This window comes from Gracilibacillus sp. YIM 98692, from assembly GCF_010993965.1.
GTDB lineage: Bacteria > Bacillota > Bacilli > Bacillales > Amphibacillaceae > Gracilibacillus.
Genome location: NZ_WIXM01000001.1, coordinates 370411 through 395435, shown reverse-complemented (window position 1 = coordinate 395435; position 25025 = coordinate 370411). Strand labels below are relative to the sequence as shown.

General features: G+C 36.4%; 23 protein-coding genes. 21 read left to right on the top strand and 2 right to left on the bottom strand.

Features of this window, described 5'->3' with window-relative positions; all coding sequences use genetic code 11:
• Positions 1-118: 118 nt before the first annotated feature.
• The 7 genes from GHD00_RS01670 (at position 119) to GHD00_RS01640 (ending at position 7171) form a co-directional block, all read left to right on the top strand.
• Positions 119-322, top strand: coding sequence for a hypothetical protein (locus tag GHD00_RS01670; protein WP_205600693.1), 204 nt, complete (start codon positions 119-121; stop codon positions 320-322).
• A 524-nt stretch (positions 323-846) separates the two neighbouring features.
• Positions 847-2295, top strand: a complete 1449-nt coding sequence (locus GHD00_RS01665) for a metallophosphoesterase family protein (protein WP_163536347.1) — start codon at positions 847-849, stop codon at positions 2293-2295.
• Complete coding sequence (locus GHD00_RS21350; RefSeq protein ID WP_163536346.1) at positions 2296-2547, top strand: ABC-three component system middle component 6; 252 nt, start codon at positions 2296-2298, stop codon at positions 2545-2547. It abuts the gene before it with no gap.
• Complete coding sequence (locus GHD00_RS01655) at positions 2537-4303, top strand: DUF2326 domain-containing protein (RefSeq protein WP_163536345.1); 1767 nt, start codon at positions 2537-2539, stop codon at positions 4301-4303. The genes GHD00_RS21350 and GHD00_RS01655 overlap by 11 nt, the downstream gene beginning before the upstream one ends.
• A gap of 72 nt (positions 4304-4375) precedes the next feature.
• A complete protein-coding gene (locus tag GHD00_RS01650) occupies positions 4376-5608 on the top strand; it encodes a Lin1244/Lin1753 domain-containing protein (protein ID WP_163536344.1) in 1233 nt (410 codons plus the stop codon).
• Complete coding sequence (locus tag GHD00_RS01645) at positions 5608-5928, top strand: hypothetical protein (RefSeq protein ID WP_163536343.1); 321 nt, start codon at positions 5608-5610, stop codon at positions 5926-5928. The genes GHD00_RS01650 and GHD00_RS01645 overlap by 1 nt, the downstream gene beginning before the upstream one ends.
• A complete protein-coding gene (locus GHD00_RS01640; RefSeq protein WP_163536342.1) occupies positions 5909-7171 on the top strand; it encodes a replicative DNA helicase in 1263 nt (420 codons plus the stop codon). Before GHD00_RS01645 ends, GHD00_RS01640 begins: the two co-directional genes overlap by 20 nt.
• A 175-nt stretch (positions 7172-7346) precedes the next feature.
• On the opposite strand, the gene glnA is transcribed toward GHD00_RS01640, so the two are convergent.
• Positions 7347-8654: a type I glutamate--ammonia ligase gene (gene glnA / locus GHD00_RS01635; protein WP_163536341.1), complete on the bottom strand. Its 1308-nt coding sequence runs from the start codon at positions 8652-8654 to the stop codon at positions 7347-7349.
• A 303-nt stretch (positions 8655-8957) separates the two neighbouring features.
• Here glnA and GHD00_RS01630 point away from each other — a divergent pair, with 303 nt between their 5' ends.
• Together GHD00_RS01630 and GHD00_RS01625 are read left to right on the top strand one after the other, a co-directional pair.
• Entirely contained in the window at positions 8958-9122 is a 165-nt protein-coding gene (locus tag GHD00_RS01630; RefSeq protein ID WP_163536340.1) for a DnaB-like helicase C-terminal domain-containing protein, read from the top strand.
• Positions 9123-9148: 26 nt separating this feature from the next.
• Positions 9149-9550, top strand: a complete 402-nt coding sequence (locus tag GHD00_RS01625) for a hypothetical protein (protein ID WP_163536339.1) — start codon at positions 9149-9151, stop codon at positions 9548-9550.
• 124 nt (positions 9551-9674) lie between these two features.
• Here the strand turns inward: GHD00_RS01625 and GHD00_RS01620 are convergent, their stop codons facing one another.
• A complete protein-coding gene (locus tag GHD00_RS01620) occupies positions 9675-10544 on the bottom strand; it encodes a D-psicose 3-epimerase (RefSeq protein ID WP_163536338.1) in 870 nt (289 codons plus the stop codon).
• A gap of 438 nt (positions 10545-10982) precedes the next feature.
• Between GHD00_RS01620 and GHD00_RS01615 the strand changes: the two genes are divergently transcribed.
• The 12 genes from GHD00_RS01615 to GHD00_RS01560 all read left to right on the top strand — a co-directional run bounded on the left by GHD00_RS01615 (position 10983) and on the right by GHD00_RS01560 (position 24874).
• Positions 10983-11732 carry a GntR family transcriptional regulator gene (locus tag GHD00_RS01615; RefSeq protein WP_240468561.1) on the top strand — a complete coding sequence of 250 codons (750 nt, stop codon included), beginning with the start codon at positions 10983-10985 and terminating at the stop codon, positions 11730-11732.
• A 70-nt stretch (positions 11733-11802) separates the two neighbouring features.
• A complete protein-coding gene (gene xylB / locus GHD00_RS01610; protein WP_163536337.1) occupies positions 11803-13326 on the top strand; it encodes a xylulokinase in 1524 nt (507 codons plus the stop codon).
• Between the two features lie 40 nt (positions 13327-13366).
• The gene (locus tag GHD00_RS01605; protein ID WP_163536336.1) at positions 13367-14215 is read left to right on the top strand and encodes a class II fructose-bisphosphate aldolase; all 849 of its coding nucleotides are present in this window, start codon (positions 13367-13369) and stop codon (positions 14213-14215) included.
• Positions 14216-14242: 27 nt separating this feature from the next.
• Positions 14243-15727, top strand: coding sequence for a xylulokinase (locus GHD00_RS01600; RefSeq protein WP_163536335.1), 1485 nt, complete (start codon positions 14243-14245; stop codon positions 15725-15727).
• Between the two features lie 17 nt (positions 15728-15744).
• On the top strand, positions 15745-16794 hold the full coding sequence (locus GHD00_RS01595; RefSeq protein ID WP_163536334.1) for a galactitol-1-phosphate 5-dehydrogenase: 1050 nt from the start codon (positions 15745-15747) through the stop codon (positions 16792-16794).
• Positions 16795-16825: 31 nt separating this feature from the next.
• The gene (gene pfkB, locus GHD00_RS01590; RefSeq protein ID WP_163536333.1) at positions 16826-17752 is read left to right on the top strand and encodes a 1-phosphofructokinase; all 927 of its coding nucleotides are present in this window, start codon (positions 16826-16828) and stop codon (positions 17750-17752) included.
• Positions 17753-17787: 35 nt separating this feature from the next.
• Positions 17788-18564 (top strand): SDR family oxidoreductase, encoded by a 777-nt coding sequence (locus tag GHD00_RS01585; protein ID WP_163536332.1) that lies wholly within the window; start codon positions 17788-17790, stop codon positions 18562-18564.
• 298 nt (positions 18565-18862) lie between these two features.
• The gene (locus GHD00_RS01580) at positions 18863-19987 is read left to right on the top strand and encodes a substrate-binding domain-containing protein (protein WP_163536331.1); all 1125 of its coding nucleotides are present in this window, start codon (positions 18863-18865) and stop codon (positions 19985-19987) included.
• A 282-nt stretch (positions 19988-20269) separates the two neighbouring features.
• A complete protein-coding gene (locus GHD00_RS01575) occupies positions 20270-21763 on the top strand; it encodes a sugar ABC transporter ATP-binding protein (protein WP_163536330.1) in 1494 nt (497 codons plus the stop codon).
• A gap of 6 nt (positions 21764-21769) precedes the next feature.
• Positions 21770-22729: an ABC transporter permease gene (locus GHD00_RS01570; RefSeq protein WP_163536329.1), complete on the top strand. Its 960-nt coding sequence runs from the start codon at positions 21770-21772 to the stop codon at positions 22727-22729.
• Positions 22730-22789: 60 nt separating this feature from the next.
• Positions 22790-23824 carry a zinc-dependent alcohol dehydrogenase gene (locus GHD00_RS01565; protein ID WP_163536328.1) on the top strand — a complete coding sequence of 345 codons (1035 nt, stop codon included), beginning with the start codon at positions 22790-22792 and terminating at the stop codon, positions 23822-23824.
• A gap of 30 nt (positions 23825-23854) precedes the next feature.
• Positions 23855-24874, top strand: a complete 1020-nt coding sequence (locus tag GHD00_RS01560; protein WP_163536327.1) for a zinc-dependent alcohol dehydrogenase — start codon at positions 23855-23857, stop codon at positions 24872-24874.
• The last annotated feature ends 151 nt before the right edge of the window (positions 24875-25025 follow it).

Below are 25025 nucleotides of genomic sequence, written 5' to 3'. Positions count from 1 at the left end.
AAATGTTAAGGTACAGAAAAGGCAAGGGGACTAACTCTTGTCTTTTTCTGTATAAAAAGCATTCTAGCATCATATCCGCATAGATAAAGGATGCGAATTATGTTTTGGAGGAAATAAAATGTTTAAACTTGATGATAAAATAGAGTTTCAAAACAAACTCACGGATATCTTAACTGTAGGAGAACTTCTTGTCGATATGATATCGGACGACTATAGTGATAATCATGAATGTAGTTCATATAGAAAGTTTTTTGGTGGTTCGCCATCTAATGTTGCTATGAATGTAAAAAATGGGGTATTGACCACAGGCACCATTAAATGAAGGAGCTTAAAAGACAACAAAAGCTTGCTGATTAACATAGTAATATTATTCTTTGCTGATGCAATTTACATAGATTAAAGCAATCACTTTTCTTCATTATCAAAGTTCTTAATACTTAAGAGCGTTTACGCTAATGAAGAAGAGTGATTTAATCATTTATTCTCCATAATATTTCTTGAATATGTAGAATTAGAGCAATAAATGATTAGACTATTTTCAGAGCGACCCTATATGTTTGTTACTTTGTAGAATCGAGATATTAGACAAAGATTAAGAAAGTAAACGACTCTATATCCACTAGAAACGTTGATATATCAATGGTTTTAAGAGTTTTTTATAGTGCAGTATATGTCCTGTATACTACTGTGTATGGGGCGATATATGTCCTGCGATATTAAAAGTTACTTAAAATTGGTGAGGTGAAGGTTATTTCTATAGTAATATGGATACAGTTTACTAGTGTTTACTGGTAATTATTCCTACTATATAATGATAGTATAACAATACATAAATGAGGGTAAAACATGAGCTTAAATTGGATACATTTATCAGATCTACATCTTATATATGATAATTATGATACAGAGATTATGAGAGGAGCAATGATTAAATACTTAACTGAAGATATTCAAGGTGAATTTGATGTTGTATTTATTACAGGTGATATAACTCATAAAGGATCCAACTATGGTACGAAAATTTATGACTTCTTAGAAGAAATTATACAAGCTCTAAAGGTATCGAAAGAAAATGTGTTTATTGTTCCTGGAAATCACGACGTAAAGAGATTAAAGATGATGGAGCGGTTAGTGAATGATATACTTTCTTCTCCTAATCCAAAAGATGAGCTAAATTCATTAGATGAAGAGTCTTATGAGGTATTATTTAAGGGTCAAAAAAAATACTTCGAGTTTTATGAGAAATTTCTAGGAAGAAAGCACCCTGAGGAGAATTTGCATTTTGTGGTGGAGAGAGAAGGCTATAATATTATTCATATTAACACATGTTTGATTTCTGGTGGAAATAACGTCGAAGGAAGTATCTTAGTTGGATTAAGGAAACTTCAAGAAGCACTGAGGGAATTATCAGACAATAAAAGTGTTATTAACTTTGCTATAGGCCATCACACTATAAATTGTATTCATGAAGGTGAGAAAAGAAGCTTATTGAATAGATTCTCTGATAATAATATTGATTTCTATCTGAATGGTCATGTGCACAAACCGTCTTATCACCAAGAAATAAACAATTATAACAATACTTATATGTTTACTGCTGGTGGTAATGTAGTTGATGGATACGCTAAAGCTACATTTTTAACTGGAAAAGTAAACAAAGAAGATGGAACTGGAGAAGTTACTTATCATTCTTGGAATAAGGACGATGAGTTTTGGCATGTAAATAATACTATTGGTAGAGAGACTGTAAATGGCACATATTCTTGTGTAATTGAACGTTTTAAAAAAAAAGATGAATCACCAAAGTTAGAACAAGGTGATATTAGGGAAGATTCTAATAATGTTGATGAAGATGAATTTAAGGAATTTCTTATCGATTTTTATGAAGTAATACAAAAAGATGAAGAAATAAAAGAGAACTTAATACCTAAAGACGTAGAGGTAAAGTTTCGTAACATGGTTTGCTCACCTACTTTAAAGATTCAGTACGATATGTACTCAGGTTTATTTAATGTAGTAAACATGATCTTGAAATCTTCAGCATATGTACCTTTAGAGAAAAGATTATTTGTGCCACATCGAATAATATCGGAGTATATGGATATTTTAGATGAACATGAGAATGGTGATTTGATTTTTAAGCATATGAAAAGAAAGTTAGTAGAAAAATATGAAGATAAAATTCATTATAGTACTGATAGATTAGACATGTATATTAGTGTACTTATATTTTGGAGTATCTATGAGTGTAATATCTATAACGAGGATAAAAGAGCAGAGGGAGTCTCTAAATAAATGGATTTTTTCTTAATAAATAAAAATCAGCCTGTGGAAGAAAATGTAATTTTTACTTCGAAAAAGTTATTTGAACTATTGAAGAATGAAATGCATATTGATGAATTATTTGAGCGCTTTTCGAAAGATCAAGGAATAACATTAAATCTAAATGTAGAAAGGATATTATATCTATCGCTAACATTTCTTTTCTCATTTGATTTAATTTCTTTAAAAAATAATCTAGTGAAGAGGATAGATAATGATACTTAGGAATTTGCTAATTTATAGCTTTAGCGAGAAGAGTATATTAAAAGAATATGAGTTCAATGAGTATGGCTTAAATATACTTATGGGCGAAAGAAAGGAAAAAGGGCAAGAGACAAATGGCGTAGGTAAAACAACTATGATTGAATCTATAACATACTTATTAGGTGGTTCTTGCCCGAAGGACTTTAAAGGTAAAAAAAGTTTATCAGAGAAAGACATATTATTAATACTTGAAGTTAAAAACAATGATAAGAACATTTTTTTAGGTAGATTGATAAATTCACCCGAAAAAGGTTTCGTTCTATATTCTGACAAAATAAGTTTTAATTTAGGTGAATGGGTAGTAAAAGAAACCCAACAGGAATATAAGGAATATATCAATAATCTATTTGGCGAACAGAATACAGAAGATACACCAGCTTTTTCTGCATTGAGAGAATACATAATAAGGGATGAAAAAAAAGGGTTTGTAGATATTAATTTACCTAATAGAAATGCTGCTAATGAAGCATCTTACTTTGCTTATTTATTTGGTTTACCCCATAATTTTGAATTTGATATTGCGAAAATAAAAAAAGAGCAGAAGGAACTTAATAAAAAATTAGGCATTATTAATTCCTTAAAGCAAGAAATCGGAGATTTAAAATTAAAAGAGGATAAAATTAAACAAGAGATTCAGAAGTTAGATGAAGTACTTTTAAATGCAAGCTTAAAAGAAAAACTGAAAGATGATGCAAGTGATTATAGTAAATCAAAAGAAGAGTATAATAATTTACAAAACACAATTTTTAAACTTGAACATATTAAAAAGCAGTATCAGAGGAACATAATAGACCTTGAAGAAAAAGTTGAAGAAATAAAAAGTTTAAATGATATAGAACCCTTTTATGAACAACTAATTGGATATTTCCCTGATAAAATAAAAAAGAACCATTCGCAAATTCAAACTTTTTACGATTATATGATTGAAAATAGAGGAGAATATTTTAAACGTAAGATTGACGATATTAATTACCAGATTAATGAAGAAACAAAAAAACTAAATAAAATTGGTAGTTCTCTATCTAGAAAGTCTCTTGCATTTATCAATACTGATATAGTTTCAGATATTTCTAGAATAAATGAAGAAAAGAACGAGAAATTTGAAGAACTTGCCGATATTAGAGTGAAGATTAATCTATATCAAGAAAAAACAGAGGTAAGTTCTGATATTAACAAAAAGAAAAGAGATATACTAAGACTTATCGATCTAAAACAAGATATATACAACAATTACCTTGAGAAGATAGAGCATATTGAAAACTTCTTTAATCATTTAGTTAGTGTAGCTTACAACGAAACAGGTTTGCTTGACTTTGAACTGAATAATAAAACAAATATAAATAACGTAACAGGAAGAATCGAAATTAGCTGTAAGATAGATGATGAAAAATCACATGGTAGGTTGTACATGAAGATTAATATGTTCGATCTAACTTGGTTTTTATTTGGTCTAAAAAATGGTGAAGGTAACATTCCATTTCTTATTCATGATGGTTCTTACTCTAAGCCTGATAGACACGCTAAAAAAAGATTGCTCGAATATGTCCAATCAGAGTTGGAGTTTATTAGGAAAGGCCAATATTTTATAACAATAAACGTTGATGAGTTGGAAAAGGAGACAATCAAGCAATTTGATAAAGATGGCTCAATTGTTGCAAAACTCAAAAGAGGTAATAATGATCAAGATAGGTTTTTTGGCTTTAGATACACTGATTAAGTATCTTCATTTTAATGTATTGAAGTTTCTGATAAACACAAGTATACTAAACTAAAGGTATATATTAATCGTATGGACATTAACAAAATAGGCATTGATATTATTTTTAATGATATTGGTACATCAACGGTTGTGGCGGAATTGGCAGATGCGCACGACTCAAAATCGTGTTTCACTAGGAATGTCGGTTCGCTCTTGATCACCAGTACCAACGTGTCTCATATTAGAATATACAAAACCTTTCGCCTATCAAATCAACGAAAAAATCACATCAAACTCACCAACATAAAGCCGTTTCCTCCAAAAAAGGAAACGGCTTTTCCTATTCGACAAAATCCGCTAGGCACCACCTCCCAAAAAACTCAGATTATAGTTGCGAGAAGAAAATTTCTCTTCAAAATCAAAAGGAGGTTGTCTCACATGGCTAGACCTACAAAGCAAGGTGTCGATTATTTCCCGTTGAATGTGCATTTAGATGATAACTTCAAGTTAGTGGAGATCCAATTTGGATTTGGAGGATTTGCTGTAGCGATTAAATTAATGCAGAAAATTTATTCACACGGTTACTGGTGCAGGTGGACAATGAAAGAGCAGCTATTGTTTGCGGATGAAGCGAGAACGAATACCGATTTTGTGGAAAAAGTGGTCGAGGAATGCATGGAGCATGGTATTTTGGATCGCGTTATGTATGAAAAATTCAGTATCCTGACATCCAGGGGGATTCAGAAACGCTATAAAGAAATTGTGAAAAGGAGAAAAGAGGTCGAAGTCATAAAGGATTACTTGTTGATCGATGAAATGGTACCGGAAGAGCCAAAACCCCAAAAAGATGACAAGCCAACAGAGGGCACAACTGCCGAAAAAATAAATGACGATACCTTGCCAACATCATGTCAACACGATGACAACAAAAACTCACAAAGTAAAGGAAAGGAAAGTAAAGGAAACCAAACGAAAGCAAAAGAGAGTAAAGAAATAATACATAATAAGAATAATACGCGCATGCGCAAGTTCAATCCCATCCAGTACTTTGATCAACACATAGCGCGTATATCGCCGAACATTTCTGAAAAAATCACAGACTGGGAAAGTGATTTTACTCAAGATGTGATTATGAGAGCCATGCAAGAAGCGGTGGAACAAGAAAAACGCAGCTGGAAGTATGTAGAGCGTACTTTGCAAGATTGGCAAAACAAAGGGATTAAAAGCATTCAGGATGTTGATCGCTTGCTAGCGGAATTTTATCTATCCAAAAACAGTCACTCAACTCATACCAAAGCGCCCATAAAGGTGGCTGATTTCTAATGCAAAAGCCATTTTTCCAGGAACAGATGAATCACCTGGTAACCTTTTTTCCGAATTGGAATATTGCACTCAACCAATCGGCCGTTGCGAAGAAATGGTTCGAGCAATTTGAAGCATGCACCGACCGTGAATTTCGCCTCATGGTACAGCGGTATATCGATCATGAGACCTATCATCCAACCGTTGCTGGTTTGAAAAAATATTGGGTGAAAGAACAAAAAAAGTGCGCCGAGCAACTGGCATGGGAGCAGGTAATGGAGGAACAGGAGCGAAAACGAGAGCAAGAGGGGAGGCTTCATGATGCAAATCGAACTTCTTGAGCGTCAGCTGCTCGGCTGTTTTCTAAAAGATAATACGTTGATCGAGGAAGCGAAAATAACCCCTGGCATGATGGAGAAGTCTGTTCATCAAGTTCTTTTTCGTGCGATGGTGAAGCTGCACCAAGATGGGAAAGGGATCGATCAGGTTACCCTTCTTTCTGCATGTTATGAAGAGCTCAAACGTATGGGCGGGATCGATTTTTTGAACACCTTGAAAACAGATGGCGTGACAAGCAGTTTTGAGAGTTATCAGCAAACTTTTTTAGAAGTGTTCAAAGAAAAAGAGGTACGTAAACAGTTAGAGCATTATCTAGCAAGCGGTGAGCCAAACACGGATCAGCTGATGGTACACTTAGAAAATATTGCGGATAAGGGGGTCAGCGAGGAACAGGAAGTCCAGGATGTGCTGCTTGAGTTACACAAGGAGCCGTTCCAAGAAAAAGGGAACGAATCGATGATCACAACTGGGCTGAAATCGTTAGACAAGCTGCTGATTGGTTTTGAGAAAAAGACAAGCATTATCGTTGGTGCAAGGCCATCGATGGGGAAAACAGCGCTGATGCTGCGGATGGCGAAAGGGGCTTGTGAACAAGGGGTTGTGCCGATCATTTTTTCACTGGAAATGTACAAAAAAGCATTGCTAAGAAGGATGATTAGTACAGAAGCGAAAATTAATGGGATGCTGTCAAAACAATCGCATATGCTGACAGATGCCCAAAAGCGAGCATGGTCCGAAGCTATTGGGGTGTTAGGTGGTTATGATGTGGAGATTTTCGATGATTCGATGAAAACGATCCAAGATATGCGTTCAGACATACGGCGTGTGATGAAGAAATATCCGAATCGGGAGTTTATTGTTTTTATTGATTATTTGACGAAAATCCAAACAAAGGAAACGTATCAAAGTGAGCACCTTCGTGTTACATATTTGTCTCATCAGCTCAAAGCGATGGCAAAGGATTATGATTTGCCGGTAGTCACCCTTGCACAATTATCGAGGGAAGTGGAAAAGCGAAGAAATAAGCGGCCGATGCTGTCGGATTTAAGAGAGTCGGGGAGCATTGAACAAGATGCGGATGTGATTGTCTTTTTATATCGTGATGATTATTACCATGATGAATCAGAAACGCCAAATATATTAGATGTGAATGTTGCGAAAAATCGGGATGGGGCCATTGGCAATGTGGAGTTATTCTATAACAAAGCGACAGGGATTATCGCTGATTTGGAGGTGCGAGAATGACATTAAAAGAGTTGATTGAGGCGTCGATTGAGGAGCAACGGGTTGCAGAGTTTGATCATGTTTGTTGTTTTGCAAAAAAGCAATTAGTATATCCTGGGTATTTATTTGGGTGAATTTCACTTAATGTAAAGGGTGTTCCTGCAAAAAGGTAGAAGAAGCAGGAGAATCCCGCTTCTTATTTTTTCATATACCTTTTTTGTTCCCACTTGGTTACTTGTGAACTGTATTCCAGCCATTCACTTTCTTTCTCTTCAATAAACTTTTGAAAGGCATAGTCTCCAAGAGCTTTTGAAATGACCTCATCTTTCTTCATACTATCTAGAGCTTCTTTCAAGTTAGTAGGTAAAGTTGGGACATCTTTTGCTTCAACCTCATATAAATTTCTTGTTTCTGCTGGGCCAAGCTTGGATTGGTTTTTGATACCGTCAAGTCCTGCATAAATAATCGCAGCTATTGCTAAATAAGGATTTGCAGTTGGATCAGGGTTTCTCACTTCGAACCGGGTACCTTCGCCTCTGGTTGCTGGCACACGGATCAGACAACTTCGGTTAGAATGTGACCAAGCCACATTGACAGGTGCTTCGTAACCAGGAACAAGACGCTTATATGAGTTCACTGTTGGATTTGTAAGAGCGGAAAGGCCTTGTGCATGGGTTAGTACACCTGCCATAAATTGGCGAGCTGTATCGGATAAATGGTCTGCAGCTGCTTCATTATAAAATACGTTTTCTTCATCTTGGAATAGAGAAATATGAATGTGCATGCCAGATCCATTTTGACCAAATAAAGGTTTAGGCATAAAGGTGGCGTGCATATCATAATTAGCTGCAATATTACGCACGACATATTTAAAAGTTTGAATTTTATCAGCTGTCCTGAGTCCACTATCAAAACGCCAATTGATTTCATGTTGTCCATTTGCTACTTCTTTATGGGATGCTTCCATCTCAAAACCAATTTTTTGTAATGTTTTTGCGATACTGCGACGGCATTTTTCGCCTCGATCAAAAGGGGATACATCAAAATAACCAGCTCGGTCATTTAACTCGGTGGTATGGTAACCTTTTTCATCATGATTAAATAAGAAAAACTCAGGCTCAGGGCCAAGATTGACATCATACCCCATTTGTTTTGCCTCTTGGAGAGCTTTTTTCAAAATAGATCGTGGGTCTCCGGCAAAGGGTTCTCCTTCAGGCGTATAGATGTCACAAATAAAACGAGCGACATTTTCTCCATCTTCTAGCTCAGGTGGCACAATGATGAACGAGTCTAAATCTGGATGCAGGTTCATATCACTTGCCTCAATCGAGGTAAATCCAACGATGGAAGAACTATCAAACATGATTTCGTTATCTAATATTGCGCTAATTTCGCTAGCAGGAACCTCAACGTTTTTGGTATCTCCTAACATATCAGTAAATTCCATGCGAATAAATTCAACCTTAGCTTCTTCAATTTTATTAAGGATCTCTTGTTTATCCATGATTAAATTAAGTCCTCCTATGTATAACGTCAAGGATCATTCCCTATTGGAATGCTCTTTCCTTCATCCGGGATAGTTACTCTATGGGTAGGTACTTTTCAATGATAAATACGTGCGTAACGTTACTACAGTGCACGTCTCAAGTATAAAGGTTATAGCAGAGACAACTATCTATATTAGGTATCTTGTTACATTTTTTTGATTTCATTCTTTTTTTAGCAATCTTTTAAGAACTCAACAATTAAGGATGATATCTCTTCACCTGAAAGAATTGTCATTAGTATTCAAATACTTCGAGAAAGTGTGATTGTCTTTTTATATCGTGATGATTATTACCATGACGAATCAGAAACGCCTCATCTATTAGATGTGAATGTCGCGAAAAATCGGGATGGGGCCATTGGCAATGTGGAGTTATTCTATAACAAAGCGACAGGGATTATCGCTGATTTGGAGGTGCGCGAATGACACTAAAAGAGTTGCTGGAGGTGTCGATGGAGGAGCAATATTACGGGTTGCAGAGTTTGATCATGTTTGTCGTTTTTGAAAAGCAAGTGTTAACGCTGGAGGATGATCAGAGTGAATTGGATCTTTATTTTAAGCCAAAGCATCATGAACGGATGAAGCAATTGTTACTGAATTACCAGAAAACAATCGGGATCGAAACCCCTTTATTGGGGTATTGGGCGGAGACAGGAGAAGAACCTGTTACCCTTTTGGCAGAAAACGAGGAGCAGGCAAGGGAATTATTGCAAAGGAATGGATATACGGTGAAGCGAATCAAGATGCTGGATCCTAAAGAAGAACTCGTGTATGTTCGGCGATCGGGTATGATTACGTTGAGAACGAGTGTACGGGCGTTGGCAGAGGAATATAGAACGGCGAGGGTTTTGTGAGTAGCATTTCCAAATCAGAATAGAATGTGAAGAATGTCCTTGGTCGTACTACCATCACAGGTGGGGTAAGGACTTTGGAGGGGACAAACAAAGGGGCAAAAACCTCTTTGCCCCTTATTATTACTTATTTTAAAAATACTTTTTTTATAAATTGTAGGGATTCTTTAATGTCTGCATCTAATTGAGCTTCATCTGCATTGTTGGAAAGGTCTCTCCAAACTCTAATATCTGATCCGACAATACCGCCTGGACGAACAAATGGTTCCATGACAACGTCTCTGTCATATCCTATATCGCGAAGAGCTTGCCCTATTTCAGTCCAAGGCAGATGTCCCTTCCCTGGCACTTTTCGGTTTGCTTCACCGATATGTAGGTGACCTAAATATTGACCTGTATAACGGATGGTATCACCAATATGATCTTCTTCAATGTTCATATGGAAGCTATCTAGCATTACTTTAACGTTATCTTTATTAATGTCCTTGACAAAGTCAACGGCTTCCTTTGCATCATTAATCAGGAATTGTTCAAAACGGTTTAGTGACTCTACTAATAATGTAATATTATATTGAGCTGCATAGTCAGCTAGTTCCCGCATGCTTTTAATACCTTGCTCACGAGCATCTTCCTTATTTATTGGCTGTGTATAATCTGCTGGCCAATAAGAGTAAATGGTACCTCCGATAACACGAATATTCGCTTTATCTAAGGCATCTAAAATTTTTTTCATAAATGCTATTCCATTTTGGCGTATGTTTTCATCATTAGAAGAAACGTCATAACCTTTAGGGAGCCCTATCCCAGCGGTTAGTCGAATATTGTGTTTTTCTGCTTCTGCTTTTAACTTGTACAGTTCTTCATCTGACATATTGACGATGCCAGCCGCACCTACTTCTAAAACATCAAACCCAAGATTGGCTACTTTACTAACATATTTAAGGTAATCTGTATCCCAATCTTGTTCCCAATAAGCAAAATAAGTACCAAATTTCATAAATAAAACCTCCATAATGTTTCAAATTTATGTTAACCCTATTGATAGGGTTTTCAAAAAAGTTGGTAAAGTAATGAGTGGCAGAAACAAATAAAATTTTTATAGGATGTCAGCATTCATCATATCGTTTCAAGTATTGTTGCTCCATATTAGTACTAACTTTATGATGATCATATCAAGGGTGAATGCGTTTTTACAAAATTAATCAGCGTATTGAACGATAAAATTAACTATGTTATTATATAGTAACAATACGATATTGATACTGCATGCTTAAATGATAAAGAGACTTGAACATTTCTGTCAAGCGAAAAATCAACAGACTAGAGTGAAAATCGAGAAAAAGGTTATCATTATAGTGTTTTTGCAGTAAATTTTTTAAAGGTTGTGATGGTATGTATTCAGAACATGTAGTAATTAGAAGAGAGGAAGATAATAGTGAAACAAGTAGTCTTAGATAAATCGGTACCCATTCCGCTTTATTTTCAACTGAAGGAACTCATCCTTTCTGAAATTAAAAATGGAACATATAAAATCGGTAGTATGATTCCAACCGAGAGTGAATTAAGTGAAATGTTTAAAATCAGTCGAACAACAGTTAGACAAGCAATAACTGAACTTGTTCAAGAGGGTTGGTTATACCGTGTGAAAAGTAAAGGGACGTATGTGTCCAAGCCTAAAATTAATCAAAGCTTTGTCCAAGCGTTAGGCTCCTTTAATGATCAAATTGCCCAATTAGGACGCACTCCACACACAGAACTTCTTGATTTTGAATTGGTCGATCCACCTGAGTATGTAGCTAATGAACTCAAATTGGATCCGAATGAGAAAGTAATATACATTCATCGTAGACGGTTTGCTGATGATGAACCAATTGTGATGGTGAAAACATATCTTCCTTATAATAAGTGTAGCTTTGTCTTAAATCATGATTTAGCTGAAGAATCCTTGTATCCGGTGTTAGCGACACATGATGATACACAGATATATAAGATTCGTCGTTATATTGAAGCGGTTAGTGCGGAAGATTACGATATTCAAAATTTGAATATTAATAGCGACAAAGCGATTCAACAATTTTTATCGATTGGTTACAACGCATACGATGAACCAGTTGAATACTCATTAGCGAGATATCGTGGAGACAGAAATAGATTCGAAGTTATTATTTCGGCTAACAATCAATAATAACTTTTATTACATTGTTTGGAAAACGAATACACAGTTCTCGTTAGGACTGGAGTGGAGGTGTTTGTGAGTGACGAAATATATATTAGCGCATGATATAGGAACATCAGGAAATAAAGCTACTCTTTTTTCCGAAGGTGGAAAGTTAATAGGTAGCCATATTGCTTCCTATGATACAGATTATTTTAAAGGTACATGGGTTGAACAGGATCCAGAGGACTGGTGGAATGCGGTAAGTATTACAAGCAATAAACTAATTAGCACGTTAAACATTAATCCGACAGATATTGCTGCAGTGAGCTTTAGTGGTCAGATGATGGGTTGTCTGTGTGTAGATGAAAGTGGGAATCCGTTACGCAAGTCTATTATCTGGGCAGATCAACGAGCGCAAGATCAGGTGGCTCAAATTGAACGTTACATTTCACAAAGGGAATTCTACCATATTGTAGGACACCAAAACACGGCGTCGTATGGTGTGCAAAAACTTATGTGGGTTCGTGACAATGAGCCAGAGATCTATAATAAAACTTATAAAGTATTGAACGCAAAGGATTTTATTGTTACTCGACTAACAGGAAATTTTTATACGGATTATTCTGATGGTAACAGTAACGGATGTTTTGATCTGAAAAATTTAACATGGTCTGACAAAATCATCGAATACGCTGGGATAGATAAAGATAAGCTTCCTGAGTTAAAACCATCCACATTTGTCGCTGGTGGTGTCACAAAAGAGGCTTCAGAGGCAACAGGTCTAGCAGAAGGTACACCAGTAGTGCTTGGTGGAGGTGATGGTGTTACCGCAAGTGTAGGAGCAGGATCCATTTCACCAGGAAAGACATATTGCTCTATTGGAACTTCGGCTTGGGTAACAACAGCTTCTGATGAGCCTATATTTGACGAGGATATGAGAACGGTAACATGGGCGCATGTTGTACCGGGCTTATATGCACCAAATGGAACAATGCAAACAGCTGGTGGAGCTTACAATTGGTTTAAAAATACAATATGTAAATATGAAACACACCAAGCAGAACTAAAAGATACATCACCTTATGATTATATTAATGAACAAATTGAACAAACACCAGTTGGTTCTAATGGTGTTATTTTCCTTCCTTATTTATTAGGAGAGAGAGCCCCAAGATGGGACCCCAATGCAAAAGGTGCTTTTATTGGCTTAAGGTCTGAAAATCAACGTGGAGATATAATGCGAAGTGTACTAGAAGGAATCACGATGAATCTTTCCATTGTCCTAGACATTCTCCGTAAGCAAGTAGATATAGAGGAATTGCTTGTTGTTGGTGGAGGGGCAAAAGGTGCGATATGGCGCCAAATGATGGCCGATATTTATAATGCTAAGGTAAAAGTTCCAACTGTACTAGAAGAAGCAAGTTCAATGGGTGCTGCTGTAACTGGTGGTGTTGGTGTTGGGTTATTTAAAGATTTTGATGTGATTAATGAATTTATTGAAATTAACTCAGAGCATACGCCAGATCCGCTAGCAGTAAAAGACTATCAACCTATGAAAGAAATATTTGATGATTCTTATTTTGCATTAAAAGAAGTTTTTGCAAAAATGTCCAAAATGTAAATGATTATTTGAACAGAAGAAAGAAGGGAAGGAAACGAATATGTCATTAGTTACGACTCAACAGATGTTACATGATGCGAGAAAAAGGGGGTATGCACTAGCTGCTTTTAATGTCGAAAACATGGAGATGGTGCAAGCAGTTGTAGAAGGTGCAGAAGAATTAAAATCACCAGTTATTTTACAAACATCTGCAAACACTTCTAAATATGCGCATTTTTCGTATTATTTTGCAATGGTGCAAGCGGCTGCTGAACGTGCAAGTGTTCCGGTTGCGCTTCACTTGGATCATGGGGATAGCTTTGATTTAGCTATGCAAGCATTAAGAGCTGGATATACATCCATTATGATTGATGGTTCTAAAAAAGAATTTGATGATAATATTGCCATCTCAGCGAAAGTTGTGGAAGCTTGTGCGCCGTCTGGAATTCCTGTAGAGGCTGAATTGGGGAAAGTCGGTGGAAAAGAAGGGGATGAGGAAACTAGTGAAGATGGCTATACCGACCCTCAAGAAGCAAAAGAATTTGTAGAAAAGACTAACGTATCATCATTAGCTGTGGCTATAGGTACTTTACATGGGGTGTATAAAGGAATTCCAAAGCTTGATGTGGAGCGATTATATGAGATTAGTAGAACGATAGATGTACCATTAGTTTTACACGGGGGATCAGGTCTTTCTGAAGCAGCTATTCAAGATTGTATAAAAAATGGTATTTCCAAAGTGAATTATGCAACAGAGCTTCGAACTGCATTTTCACAGGGTGTCAAAAAAGTACTTGCCGAAACGCCAGATGTAATTGATCCCAAAAAATATACGATTGTTGGCCGTGAATATGTGAAACAAATGGCTATCGACAAAATGAAAGTATGTGGCAGTGTAGGTAAAGCATAATATATAGGAGGTGAGATCAGTTATCGTATGGAAAATTTACTGTTAGGCATTGATATTGGTACTTCAGCATGCAAGATTGCTATATTTAATGTGGAAGGTCAAGTAATAGCACAGTCCAATCAGTCTTATAATATCTTCTATCCTGATGCTGGATGGGTAGAACAAGACCCAAATGAATGGTGGGAAGCTGTTTGTATAGGTGTTAAGGAATGTATGGGAAAGGAGGAGATTGATCCGACTCAAATTAAAGGGGTTGGAATTGCAGGACAGGGCTGGTCTGCAATACCTGTGGATAAAGGTGGAAATTGTCTAGATAACACACCAATTTGGATGGACACAAGGGCAAAAGATATTGCGGAACGTGTGACGGAGCAAATTGGAGATGAAAAAATCTTTGAAGTTGCAGGTAATTCTTTTTTACCTGCGTATACAACGCCTAAACTATTATGGTTTAAAGAAAACAAACCGGATATATATGAACAAGCATATAAATTTTTGCAAAGCAATAGTTTTATTGGCATGAAATTGACTGGTGTAATGTCTGTTGATAAATGTCAAAACTATGGGGTGCATTTCTACAACACAAAGACGTGTACCTATGAAGAAGAGCTTGCTAAAGAGATGGGCTTATCTTTAGATAAAATGCCAGATATTTATCAGTGTCATGACGTCATTGGCAAAGTCACAAGAGATGCAGCAGACTTAACCTCTCTAATAGAAGGTACGCCTGTTGTTGCAGGTGGACTAGATGCAGCTTGTGGGACACTGGGCGCAGGAGTACATTTGCCTAAGCAAACCCAAATTCAAGGTGGACAAGCGGGTGGAATGAGTATTTGTGAAGATGAACCGATTGCACACCCAAAGTTAATCTTTAGTCCGCATGTGGTTCCTGATCAGTGGCTATTGCAAGGTGGAACCGTTGGTGGTGGAGGTGTCTTACGCTGGTTCAAACAAGAATTAGGTGCAGGAAAATCGTTTGATGAGCTAACGGCTCTAGCAGAGGACATTGCGCCTGGGGCAGATGGTGTCACTTTTCTTCCGTATATGGCTGGTGAACGCTGTCCAATTTGGGATCCAAATGCCAAAGGTGTATTTTATGGTCTAAGCTTTGATAAAACAAAAGCACATTTAATTCGTGCAGCTTTAGAAGGTGTGGTTTTCTCTGTTCAGCACAATTTGAAGGTAGCGGAAGAAGCTGGCGTTGATGTGGATGAATTAGATTTAAGAGCAATGGGCGGAGTAGCCAATAGTGAATTATGGATTCAAATGTATGCTGATGTAACAGGTTGTAAAATCAGCATTCCAACATCTGATACAGCTACTACACTTGGTGCGGCAATTTTAGCAGGTGTAGGGGTAGGTATATATAAAGACTTTCCCGAAGCTGTTGAAAAAACAGTAAACATTAATCGAGTGCAGGAACCAGATATGGAAAAACACAAAAGTTACGAAAAATCTTTTGCGTTATATTTAGAACTATCAGATAAATTAGCGGATACATTTGATAGATAGAAAAAGGAGGATGGAATATGAAAGCAGGAGTATTACACGCAAGAGAGGACTTGAGATATGAAGACATTCCAACACCATCTCCCAATAAGGGGCAAGTTCTCGTTCGAGTAAAGTACACAGGAATTTGTGGCTCCGATCTGCCAAGGGTTAATGGAGACGCTTCTCGCTACTATCCTAATGTGTTAGGTCATGAATTTTCGGGAGTTGTAGAAGAAGTTGGTGAGGGTGTTACACGTATAGAGGTAGGTGATAAAGTAGCAGGTGCACCATTAGTTCCGTGTATGAAATGTGAAGATTGCCAGAAAGGAAATTACTCCCTTTGTAAATACTACAGCTTTATTGGTTCTAGACAATATGGAAGTTTTGCGGAGTATGTAGTAGTTCCAGAGGAAAATGCGGTGAAATTTGATGACTCAATAGACTTCGAAAAAGGCGCTTTCTTTGAACCAATTACTGTAGCATTACATGGCTTGAATCGCCTTGATTATAAGGGTGGCAAAACTGTTGCTATCTTAGGTGGAGGAACGATTGGTCTGTTTACTTTGCAATGGGCAAAGATCTTTGGAGCTAAAAAGATAGTTGTTTTTGATATTAACGATGAAAGGCTTGACCTTGCCAAAAAATTAGGTGCTGATGAGTGTGTCAACACTTTGGAGGAAGGTTTTATCAAACTTGCAAAGTCATATACAGATGACCGAGGGTTTGATTACGTATATGAGACAGCAGGCAGTACAGCCACTATGAAAATGGCATATGATTTAGTCGCGAATAAAGGTGGGGTATGCTTAATTGGTACTCCAAAGAAAGAATTGACCTTTTCAGTAGATGAATGGGAGTTATTAAATCGCAAGGAATTTATGTTGACTGGCTCTTGGATGTCTTATAGTTCAGGTTTTCCGGGTGAAGAATGGACGTTAACATCTCATTATATTAATACAGGTGAATTCAAAATAGAAGACGCCTTCATAGACAAAAAGATTCCTCTTAGTCAAATAGCGGATGCATTTGAATTATTTAAGACACCTGGCGAAGTGAAAGGAAAAATTTTAATAGATAGTAGTAAATAATCATGTTTTTATAGAATAGAAAGGATAGACTATGATTACTACAGTTACATTAAATGTCGCAATAGATAAATCGTATATCATTAGCGAATTAAAAAAAGATGAAGTAATGCGTGTTCAGGATTGTAAGGTAACCCCTGGTGGTAAAGGTTTAAATGTCGCTAGAATCGTAAAGCTTTGTGGGGAGGATGTCCTTGCTACAGGTTTCATCGGTGGACATGCCGGAGCATATGTAAAGGAAATGCTAGATGAACAGCAAATACCGAATAACTTTGTGCATACAGCGTCAGAAACTAGAACTTGTATTAACGTGCTAGACGAAGAGGGAAACTCCACTGAATTTTTAGAACCGGGTGCGTCGGTATCTGATAAAGATATAGAAGGATTTCTTAAAAAGTTTGAGCAAATCATTGATGAAAGCGAAGTAATTACTATATCTGGAAGTACTCCAAGGGGTGTAGAGACGGATATATATGCAAAACTCATTCAAATGGTTAAACAAAAAAACAAAAAGGTCATACTAGATACTAGTGGAGATCTTCTTAAGGAAAGTATTACAGCAGAACCTTCCATAATTAAGCCGAATACGGATGAAGTGCAAAATTTACTTAGCGTTTCCGACGATAATTGGGAGAAATTTGTCGATGAAGCGAAACAATTACAAGGTCTAGGTATAGAAACAGTAGTCATTTCATTAGGGGAAAAAGGAGCACTTGTTGTAAGTGAAGAAGGCTTATTTCATGGTAAGCCACCTAGAATTTCACCTGTGAACACGGTGGGATCTGGAGATTCAATGGTAGCTGCTCTTGCAGTTGGTCTAAAGAGAAATTATAGTATTGAAGACATGTTAAAGTATGCTATTTCCGTCTCAACAGCAAATGCATTAACAATGACAACTGGTAGCTTTAAAGAAGAAGATAGAAAAAAATTGTATGATCAAATAAACGTTAAGCGTCTATAGTACAGGGGAAAATACGTTAAAGGAGCTAATAAAATATGGATATGTTAAAAAAGTTATTTTCGTTAGAAGGAAAAGTAGTGTTAGTCGCTGGCGGTGCTCAAGGTATTGGGAAGATAGTGGCTGAACATATTGCTGCTGTCGGAGCAAATTTAGTTATTTTTGATAGACAAGGAGAAAAAGCACAAGAAACAGCCGATGAATTAGCTAAGGAATTTGCTTGTAAAGCAATTGCATACGGAGTTGATGTTACACAACCAGAGCAGATTACTTCAGCAATTGAAAAAGCAGATGCAGAAATGGGCAAGGTAGATTTATTATTTAACAACGCTGGGATTGTTTTGCAGAAGCCGGTTGTAGATTTAGAGCCAGATGAGTGGCGTAAGGTAATTGATGTGAATTTAAATGGTATTTTCTTTGTTGCACAAGCGTTTGCTAGATATTTAATGGCCAATGACAGAAAAGGAGCTATTGTCAATACAGCTTCTATGTCAGGTACAATCGTTAATTACCCACAACGCCAGGCATCGTACAATGCTTCTAAGGCTGGTGTTGTTCAATTGACGAAGTCTCTTGCAGTAGAGTGGGCGGATCAAGGCATAAGAGTAAATTCTATAAGTCCTGGCTATATTTTTACAGAATTGACTTCTTTCGTCCGTGAGGATTGGAGAAATCTTTGGGAGGATTTGACACCATTTAAGCGTATGGGTAAGCCAGAGGAATTAGCAAGTGGTGTTATCTATTTGCTGTCTGATTCAGCATCCTTTACAACTGGTACTGATTTAATTATGGACGGTGGCTTTACTTCTGTATAAAAAATGCCTGTAAGGAATGGAACTTGTAAGACAATCGGAAGAAAACTCTTTCCATATGTGCCGGATGAAATTGCTTTATTAATAATGTGGGAAATTTATATAGTAAATAGAATTGTTGATACTCAGTAAATAGTATCAGTAGATTCATTTTATAAGAATTAAGATTTTCAATAAAAAAAACGGTTGAAAACGATAACAAAATGTAATATAGTAATAATATAACTAATACATAATATTGTAATGTCATAACAATACTATGTATTAAAAATATTAAAAATTTATCAGGGGGTTATGCAAAATGAAAAAGAGTTTATATTTATTACTACTAGTTCTCGGATTAACAATGTTCGTAGTATCAGCATGTGGTTCTTCTGAGGGCGCATCAGGTGATAGTGAGGGAGCAGACTCAGGAGAGGATACTTCAAGTGAAGAAAGTTCAAGCGAAGAAGGTACTAGTGATGAACAAATTGACATTGGCTTCGCTATTAAAACACAAGACTCCCCATATTTTGTATCTTTAGTAGAACAAATAGAACAACTTGGTGAAGCAGAAGGATGGAATGTGGACGTACTTGATGCAAACGGTGACACAACAAAAGAATCAAACAATATTTCAACTTTTATTTCTCAAGGTAAAGATTTAATATTTGTTGATGCAATTGAGCCAAGCGCAGTTGTATCAAGTATTGATCGAGCTGCAGAAGCAGGGATTCCAGTAATCAACCTTGATAGTGGGGTTGATGAAGAGGCAAATGATGTTACTACAGTATATTCTGATAACGAGCAGAATGGTAGATTAGTAGGTTTAGAATATGCTGAGAAAATGAGCGATGAAGAAATAAAAGCGATTATCTTAAGTGGTGCAAAAGGAAATGTTGCTGGTAAAGAAAGAAGAACTGGTTTATTTACTGGTATTATTGAAGGTAAAACTGGAATATCTGAAGAAGAGGCTTGGGAAGAAGCACTTGCATTTGACGATGAATTACTTTCAAGTGGTCAAGCAAAGCATGAAGAAGCGAATTTCAGCGTAGTTGGACAAGGTTGGGGTAACTGGACAGAAGAACTTGGTCTTTCTGAAGCAGAAGATTTAATTACAGCCAACCAAGACTTAACAACAGTGTTAGGTGAAAATGATCAAATGGTTTTTGGTGCAATAACAGCACTTGAAAACGCTGGGATTGAAGGTGTCGACATGGTAGCTGCAGCAGATGGTGCACATGAAGCATTTGACTTAATTAAAGAAGGCGAATACTTTGCTACTGGTTTAAACAGTCCGACTCTAGTTGCTGAAAAAGGTGTAGAAATTGCTAAGGAAATTTTAGTAGATGGCGAAGATCCAAAAGGATATCCAGAGGTTACTTTAACAGAGCCAGCAGCGATCACTGAAGAAAATGTTGATGAATATTATGACCTTGGATTTTAACACCAAATACTAATTAAAATTACATTTATCATATTTGTAACATAATAAGGCAATTATTCAATTAAACATTTATTTAGATTCGATTATAAGTGTAAACCTTTTCTTATAATATGAATCTAAGAAGTAAGTGAAGTGGGAATCCTCCTTTTTTAACAACGGGAGGATTCTCTAGCACGTAAGGAAAACTGGGTGAACTATCAATTGAATGATGTACCTAAGTTTTCTTTGCGTTTTTGTATAAATATATATTTTAATATTCTGCTGTGGAAGGGAGACACAACAATGCAGGATGAATATAATATCGTTCAAATGAATAACATATCGAAACGCTTTGGTGGGGTGAAAGCATTAACAGATGTTTCCCTAAATGTGAAAAAGGGAGAAATACATGCGTTAATTGGTGAAAACGGTGCTGGTAAATCTACTTTAATGAAGATTCTAGCTGGTGCCTATAAAAGAGATGAAGGTGAAATCATTATTGACGGAAATGAAGCAAAGTCAACTTCACCGAAAAAAATGATAGATATGGGTGTATCCGTTATTTACCAGGAATTTATGTTAGCATCTGATTTAACCGTTGCAGAAAATATATTTATCGATAATATGGCCGAATCTGGTGTTTTTGTAAATTGGAAAGAGTTAAAAAGAAAAGCTAAAACACAATTAGAACGTTTAGGTTTTGGGCATATAAATCCCGAAGACACGGTAGGAGACTTAAGTGTAGCCTATCAGCAAATCGTAGAGATATGTAAATGTTTAGCAAGGAATTCAAAGGTATTGGTTTTTGATGAGCCAACGGCAGTGTTAACATTCTCAGAAACAGAAAAGTTATTATCGATAATTCGCCAATTAAAAGCTGAGGGTGTAAGTATTATTTATATTTCACACCGTTTAGAAGAGCTTTTTGAAATTTGTGATAGTATTACTGTACTTAAAGATGGTGGCTATGTTGATACCGTTGCTACTTCAAAAATCAATAAAGATCAACTTGTTTCAATGATGGTTGGTCGTGATATTGAACAACTATTCCCAGAAAGAAATGCGGAAATTGGTGAAGAGATACTCAGAGTAGAAAATTTAAGTACAAGTGATATGGTGAAGGAAGTGAACTTTTCTGTTCGAAAAGGTGAAGTAGTTGGATTTAGTGGTCTAGTTGGGGCTGGTAGAACAGAAACAATGCGTGCCATATTTGGAGCAGATAAGAAAAGTTCTGGAAAGGTCATTTATTTTGGTGAAGAAGTTAATTTCAAGAGTCCAAAAGATGCAATAAGGAATAAGTTCGGATTAGTACCCGAAGATAGAAAAAAACAAGGTTTATTATTGGAACAGTCTATTCGAATGAATACAACACTATCAGCCATGAAAAAAGTAAAAAAGCTAGATATAATTAATCACAAAAAGGAAAAAGCCTACGCTAAGGAATTGCTAGCAAGCGTTTCTACCAAATATGGATCGCTTGAAGATAACGCAAATAGTTTAAGTGGTGGTAACCAACAGAAGATAGCTTTAGCAAAATGGTTAGCAGCGGATTGTGACTTCATTGTTTTCGATGAACCAACTCGTGGTGTGGACGTTGGTGCAAAAACGGAAATCTATAAAGTTATTAATCGATTAGCAGAAGAAGGTGTAGGCGTGATTGTTATAGCGTCAGAAATGCCAGAAATAATTGGGCTATGTGATAGAGCGATTGTTATGCGTCATGGCTCAGTGGTAGGAGAAGTTCCAAAAGAAGACTTAAATGAAGATAATTTAATCAAGTTGGCGATGGGGGTTTAATGAACAATGACTAGTGAACAAAAGGGATTTGATCTAAAACATTTTTTAATTAATTATAATACTTATTTTATTTTTGTTTTATTGATTATAATTAGTGGGATGCTTTCAGACTACTTTTTTACAACAATGAACTTAACGAACATTGCTTTACAACAAGCAGCACCAATCCTTGTAGCAATTGGTATGTTGTTCGTTATTTTAACCGGTGGTATTGACTTGTCAGTAGGTTCGGTAATGGCTGTTGGGGCAACCGTATCTGCTATGTTGATTACAGATTTAGGTATTAATTACATACCAGCAATGATCTTAGCAGTAATTGTAGGTCTATTATTTGGTATGTTTACCGGCATATTGGTAGCGTATGCAGGTATTCAGGGATTCGTTGCATCACTCGCAACGATGACGATTGCGCGAGGTTTTGCATTTGTTTTAACCATGGGTACTCCTGTAAAAATGGAGCAAGGAACACTTGATAATATTGTGGATAGAGATAACTTTTTTCCAATAATTTTGGCTACAGCAGCTTTAATTGTGTTATTTATACTAGTACAAAGGTACACAGGTTGGGGTAGAACGGTTATTGCAGTAGGTAGTAATGCAACAGCAGTTCAACTAGCAGGGATTAAAACTAAAAGATTCGTAATGTCTACGTATGCACTGTCTGGATCTTTAGCTGCATTAGCTGGGGTTTTTGTCGCAGCAAGAACATCAACAGGTAGTGCAACAGTCGGTCAAATGCAAGAGCTAGATGCTATTGCAGCCTGTGTTATTGGTGGTGCAAGTCTTGCAGGAGGAAAAGGTTTTGTGGCTAGAGCAGTAATTGGGGCATTAGTATTAGGTTTAATTGGTAACGTAATGAACCTCATGTCTGTTCCATCTTACCCTCAAGATATTATAAAAGGTTTCATTATAATTGCAGCAGTTCTATTACAAATTGTAACTAGTAAAAAGGAAAAAACAGTTTAGTCCTAGTAATAACTAGTAAAATGCTAGTCTCAGCGTTTCATCTAGAAGGGAGGCATATAAATGAAAACCTTAACTGTTGATCGAGAAGGCCAATTAGAAGTAACGGAAATTCCAAAGCCATCATTTAACTCAAAACAAGCTTTAGTTAAAACTATCAGCTGTGGTTTATGCGGTACAGATGCAACATTAATAGAAGGAAGTTTTAAAAACTTTCCAAAAGATAGTTACCCAGTCATGTTAGGACACGAAGCAGTTGGAAAAGTAGTGGAAGTCGGTTCTGAAGTGACTAGTTATCAAATTGGAGATATTGTTATGCTTCCATTCAATGATCCGAATAAAGAGCTTTATGGATCATTAGGGTCTGCTTGGGGAGCTTTTAGTGAATATGGAGTCATTCATGATAAAAATGCATATGATGAGAAAGATATTCCTGAACCCGCTTATGCTCAGCAAGTTGTACCAACAGACATCAATCCTGTGGATGCAGCAATGTTGGTGACCTTTAGAGAGGTTTATAGTACGATTGAATATTTTAATATTAAACTTAGCGACAGTATTGTCGTTTTTGGTAGTGGCCCAGTTGCTGTTACTTTTATAAAATTAATGAGTTTAAAAGGTGTACATTCCATCATTGGTATTGCTAGAAGCGAGGAGAAACGCAAGATTTTGCTAGAGAATGGTGCTACACACGCTATTAATAGTAGAGAATGTAATATAAATGATGAAGTTCTTCATTTATATCCAGAAGGTGTGAACAGTGTTCTGGATGCAGTTGGTTCAACAAAAGTGATCAACCAGGCGATGGAGCTTATTAGAGATAGGGGAGAAATCCTTTGCTACGGAGTTCCAAACGGTAATCAGATGCTCCTTGATTGGAGCAAAGCACCGTATAATTGGAAGCTGAGTTTTCAACAAATGCCGTACAAACAAGAAGAAGGCGAAGCTTATGAACAAATACTGAAATGGATAAGGTCTGGAGATCTTCAATTGAAAGATTATATTTCAGATTATTTCCGTTTTGAAAATATTCTCGAAGCTTTCGAGAAATTTTCCAATAATGAAATACTAAAAAAAGCAATCATTACCTATGAGTAATTGCTTATAATGGAGGAGAGGAGTTTGAAGATGTTACAAGCAATAATGGTGGAACCAGGCAAGATTGAATTTAATGATGTGCCTGTACCAGAGATGAAATCTGATCAGATCAAAATTAAAATGAAAAGTATTGGGGTTTGTGGTTCAGATATTCATGTAAATCACGGTAAACATCCTTATACAAGCTACCCAGTTGTACAAGGACACGAGGTATCTGGAGAAGTTGTAGAAATCGGATCGGAAGTATCGAATGTTGAAGTAGGCGATAAGGTTACGGTTCAACCTCAAGTTGTTTGCGGGAAGTGCTATCCATGTGCGCATGGAATGTATAATGATTGCGAAGAGTTAGAGGTAATGGGCTTCCAAACTACTGGAATGGCTAGTGAATACTTTGTAGTGGATGCCAATAAAGTAATCGCGCTACCAACTGACATGACTTACGAGCATGGTGCATTAATTGAACCACTTGCCGTGGCAGTTCACGCTATTAGAAGAGCAGGAGACATCAATGGGAAGAAAATTTTAGTATTAGGCGGCGGACCTATTGGTAACCTTGTGGCACAGACAGCAAATGCAATGGGGGCTGAAGCGGTTTTAATTTCTGAACTAAGTGAATACCGCTTAGAAGTGGCAAAAAATTGCGGTATTCAAACTGTTGATGCAAAAAATGAGGATTTACTAGATGCTATATTAGACAATTTCGGTCCAGATAGAGCGGATTATATTTTCGAATGTGTAGGAATTAATGCAACAACAGGACAAGCGATTGACTATGCTCGAAAAGGTAGTACGATTGTTGTTGTAGGGGTGTTTGCAGACTTCGGCAATATTAACATGGGATATGTACAAGACCATGAATTGACTTTAAAAGGAAGTGCTATGTATATAGAGGAAGATTATATTAAAGCTATTGAATTAGTGAATGATGGTTTCATAGAGTTTGATTCCCTTATTACACATAGACTCAAATTTAAAGACTATATGAAAGCATATGAAATTATTGATGAGCAAAAAGATAAAGCAATGAAAGCAATGATTGAGATGGAATAAGTATCCGTTAATGAATTTAAGGAGATTTTTGAATTATACATTTTAATTTTAGGTTCCGAATATATGTATTAAACGCTCCCTTAATTGACAATATTTTCTAAATTATGATCTAATTAAAATGTGAGTGGTAATTACAACATGACATTTAAGT